The 4,390-nt window shown below is 37.7% G+C and carries 3 protein-coding genes and 1 pseudogene; all 4 read right to left on the bottom strand.

What is annotated here, in order from left to right; genetic code table 11:
• Window positions 1-392: pseudogene (locus tag ACLTU0_RS11020) on the bottom strand (hypothetical protein); the annotation flags it as partial.
• Window positions 392-1,381 carry an ABC transporter permease gene (locus ACLTU0_RS11025; protein WP_412322478.1) on the bottom strand — a complete coding sequence of 330 codons (990 nt, stop codon included), beginning with the start codon at window positions 1,379-1,381 and terminating at the stop codon, window positions 392-394. The gene ACLTU0_RS11025 and the pseudogene ACLTU0_RS11020, both read right to left, overlap by 1 nt.
• 16 nt (window positions 1,382-1,397) lie before the next feature.
• On the bottom strand, window positions 1,398-2,888 hold the full coding sequence (locus ACLTU0_RS11030; RefSeq protein ID WP_412322479.1) for a sugar ABC transporter ATP-binding protein: 1,491 nt from the start codon (window positions 2,886-2,888) through the stop codon (window positions 1,398-1,400).
• A gap of 434 nt (window positions 2,889-3,322) precedes the next feature.
• A partial coding sequence (locus ACLTU0_RS11035) for an S-layer homology domain-containing protein (protein ID WP_412322481.1) occupies window positions 3,323-4,390 on the bottom strand: 1,068 nt, incomplete at its 5' end.

Below are 4,390 nucleotides of genomic sequence, written 5' to 3' on the forward strand. Positions count from 1 at the left end.
CCGTTAATCAAACCGCATACAGTGCCTGTAACAAGTGCAAGACCGATTGCACCGATCATCGGAACTCCCGCATCAAACGCAACACCCATAATTGTTGCTGAAAGAGCCATAATTGACGCAACACTGATGTCGATTTCACCGAGCATTAATACGAATGCCATCGGAAATACTACTATTGCTTTATCCAAGAAGTCACGAGTTGCATTTAAAATTGATTTTGCGTGTGCATAATACGGTGACGCGGATATATTAAATATATTTACCAATATAAGCATTAATACAAGCATCCACTCCCATTGAAAAAGAAATCTCTGCCAAGAAAATCCTCTTTGGGCTGATATTGTTCTTGTACCGTCACTGCTTACAGCCTGTTTTACATACTCTTTAGCCATCAGATATTCCTCCTTCTCAATGCTTTCATTTCAACGTTTCTTTGAATTAACGAGTTTGCTATAATTGAAAGAAGTATAATCAAACCGCGAATTGCCTCTTGCCAGAATGAAGATACATGGATAAGCGGCATTGCATTGTTAAGAATACCAAGTAATACAGCACCCAACAATACGCCTTGTACTCTGCCTGTACCGCCATTAATGCTTACACCGCCAAGTACGCAAGCTGCGATTACATTCATTTCGTATCCGGTACAGGTTTCACCTTGAGCAACTCCGTATTTACATACATAAAGTATACCGCCTAAGCCGGCTACCGCACCTAATATAGTATAAACCATAATTAATGTTCGGTCTGTTTTGATACCAGAAACTCTTGCACTTTCTTCACTGTTTCCTACCGCATAAATCTTTCTGCCCGTACGGGTTTTATTTAGGAAGAATGCAGCAATTATATAAACAACTATTGCTATAACTATAAGATTATTTATACCAAGAAACTTTCCTGTCGCGATTGACAGAAATTTTGTTCCCATTTCCTGTTGTTTTACCCAACTTCCGTTGGCAACTAAATATGTAAGTCCGCGATATATATTCATCATACCGAGTGTTGCAATAATAGGTAATATTTTCAGTTTAGCAACCAATGTACCGTTTATGAAACCACATACAATACCGACTGCTATCGATACTAAAATTATTACCACTCCGGGAACTGCTTGATTATTTTTAAGTATCGTTCCACCGACCATTGCACCCAACGCCATTATCGAGCCGATTGAAAGGTCAATACCGCTTGTGATAATTACCATCATCATGCCTACCGCTGTAATTGCAAGAACTGCCGTTTCCGTGAACATATCGGAAATGTTTTCAAGTGTGAAGAAGTTTCCTCCACTTCTTATTTCAATAAATACAGAAAGTGCAATCATTACAATAATTAAGCTGATTTCACGAATATTCGATGAAAAGAATTTTTTTAACTTCATAATTAAATCACACCTCCTACATATTCATTGCGGCCTCAAGGATTTGTTCTTGAGTAACGCCTGTTGCATCTGCAAAAATCTTAGATACTCTGCCCTCTTTCATAACAAGGATTGTATCTGCCATACCCAATACTTCTGGCATTTCCGAAGAAATCATTATTACTCCGAAACCTTGTGCCGCCAATTCTGACATAATTTCATATATCTGTGCTTTTGCACCTACATCGACACCCTTTGTCGGTTCGTCAAGGATAACTACTTTCAAATCGGAATTTAAAACCTTTGCTACAATAACCTTTTGCTGATTACCACCTGACAAACTTGACGCCTTATCAAATACAGAAAGAGCCTTTGTTTTAACTTTTTCTAAAAGTTCTTTTGAACGTTCACGTTCTGCTTTTCTGTTTATAACAGTGAACTTAGTAAATTTTTCAAGTGTTGATAATGTTACGTTTTGTCCCAATCCCCAATCAAGAATCAGACCTTGTTTTTGTCTGTCCTCAGGCAAATATCCGATACCTGCTTTCATAGCGTCTGACGGATGTTTTATTGAAAGTGTTTTTCCTTCCAAAATGACCTTTCCTTTATCGGGTCTTTCAATACCCATAATACCTTGACATACTTCTGTTCGTCCTGCACCGACAAGTCCTGTCATAGCAAGAATTTCGCCTTTGTGAAGTGAAAAAGAAACATCTTTGTAGTACCCTGTCTTTGATAATCCCTCAACTCTGAAAATTTCTTCTCCTCTTTCAACTTCTTGCTTAGGATAAATTTGAGAAATTTCACGTCCGACCATTTTTGAAATCAATACTTCATTTGAAATTTCATCTACATTCCATGTACCTATGTACTGTGAGTCACGAAATACGGTTACTCTTGTAGCAAGTCTGTACATATCTTCAAAACGATGCGAGATAAATATTATTGAACAGCCTTCATCTCTAAGTTGTTCTGTAATTCTGTATAATTCCTCACATTCTCTTTTTGAAAGAGCCGCCGTAGGCTCGTCCATTATGATTATTTTTGCATTTGTAGAAATGGCTTTTGCAATTTCGACTATCTGTTGTTCCGCAACTGTAAGATTACCCATACTTGAATGTGGGTCAATGTCACTTCCCAATCTCTCCAAAAGCGCTTTTGCATCCTTGTGCATTTGTTTCCAATCAATTGTATGGAACTTTGTCATTTTCTCGTGTCCTATGAAAATGTTTTCCGTTACACTTAAATGTTGATATGCCGTACCGTGCTGATAAATAGCGGCAATACTTAATTTTTGTGCATCTTTAGGATTTTTTATTTCTACTTTTTCGCCGTTAATGAATATTTCACCTTCTTCAGCTTGATGTACTCCGGTGATAACTTTTATGAATGTTGATTTTCCTGCACCGTTTTCACCCATAAGAGCATGTATTTCACCTTGTTTTAACTGAAAGTGAACATTATCAAGAGCCTTTACTCCGGGAAATATTTTCGTTATTCCTTTTAGCTCAAGAATGTATTCAGACATCTCTCTCATTCCTTTCTTTGTTTATTTGTTGACTTTATTTTAACTAAAATCATTAATATCTTCAATGGAAAAAATCGAAAAGAAGATGTAAAATTTTAAAAAGTGTATTATTTTAAATTTTTCTATCGTGTTAGTTGTGCAGATAAGTGCACAAACCGCTTGGGGATACCTGAAATATTTAGGTTTGTTTAAAATGCTGTACCTTGCAATAATGGACGTCATGAAAAATGGATTAGTCGCCGTCGTGATTGGATATGAGCCTCATTCTCGGTTGGAGTTCTTCTTTGCTGATAGAATCCGCTATTGACGATTTGATTTTTTTGATAACGTAAAAGCGGACGGAATTTAATTCCGTCCGCTTAAATAAAATTTTCTGCACTATTTTGTATTTACACAAAACTTTAAGAATACTTAATTTTCGGAGGTACTTTTCATTAATCTAAAATACCTTTCCTTTCAATTTTCTCCCAATCACGTGGTTGGTCAATTTCAGTCCAAGTTTCATATTTAGTATTTTCTCTTGTGTATTTATGAGAATTTGTTGCCTCTTCTACTGCTGTATAATACCACATATCAGATTTATTATCCGGCCAGAATATTGCATCGCTGTGAATCTTATCGCTTTCTACTACTCGTTCAAGCAATAAATTTATTAAAGTCATTGCCTCTGCTCTTGTTATATATTGTTCCGGTCTGAACGTTCCGTCCTCATAACCTGAAATCCAACCTTTTTCAGATGCTCTGTTTATATATTCAGCCGCCCAATGTCCACTTATATCCCTAAACTTATCTTCGCCTGTATATTCGTCTGAATCGAATCTTGCGGCTATAGCGGCAAATTCTGCTCTTGTTATGGCATTTGACGGTCTGAATGTATTATCTTCATAACCGTATATAATATTTGCATTCGTCATTGTTGAAATTGCATTATTTGACCATCTGTCATTTGAAATATCTTTATAATTGTTTGTTTGTTTCCAATATTCATGACGTGATTCGTCAGTAAGAAGTCTGAAGAATACAGACGCTACTTCTTCTCTTGTAATATTGCCTTCCGGTCTTACATCACCTTCAGGATAACCAACTATATACGCAAAATGGTCTTCTTTATTAAGATCTGGAACATTGTTATTTTTACCGCTTGCATTTGGCGTTGTTGTCGGAATAACTGTTGCTGTCGGAGTCACAGGAATCGGTATTGTCGTCGGTTTGGCTGTAGATCTTGAATCATAACTTCCGCCACCACTGCTGCCTTTTCCGCCTCTTGATTTTGGTGTAGCTGTTGGTGTTATTGTCGGAGCAACTGTTGCAGTTGCTATCGGTGTGACTGTTGGGTTTACTGTTGGTGTACCTGTTGGGTTCACTGTCGGTGTTGCTGTCGGTGTCGCTGTTGGCGTCACTGTCGGTGTCGCTGTTGGTGTCACTGTCGGTGTCGCTGTTGGTGTTGCTGTCGGTGTCGCTGTTGGTGTCACTGTCGGTGTCGCTGTTGGTGTTGCTGTCGG

Origin of the sequence: Hominilimicola sp. (assembly GCF_046972485.1) — a bacterium.
In the GTDB taxonomy this organism is placed as follows: Bacteria; Bacillota; Clostridia; order UBA1381; family UBA1381; genus Hominilimicola; species Hominilimicola fabiformis.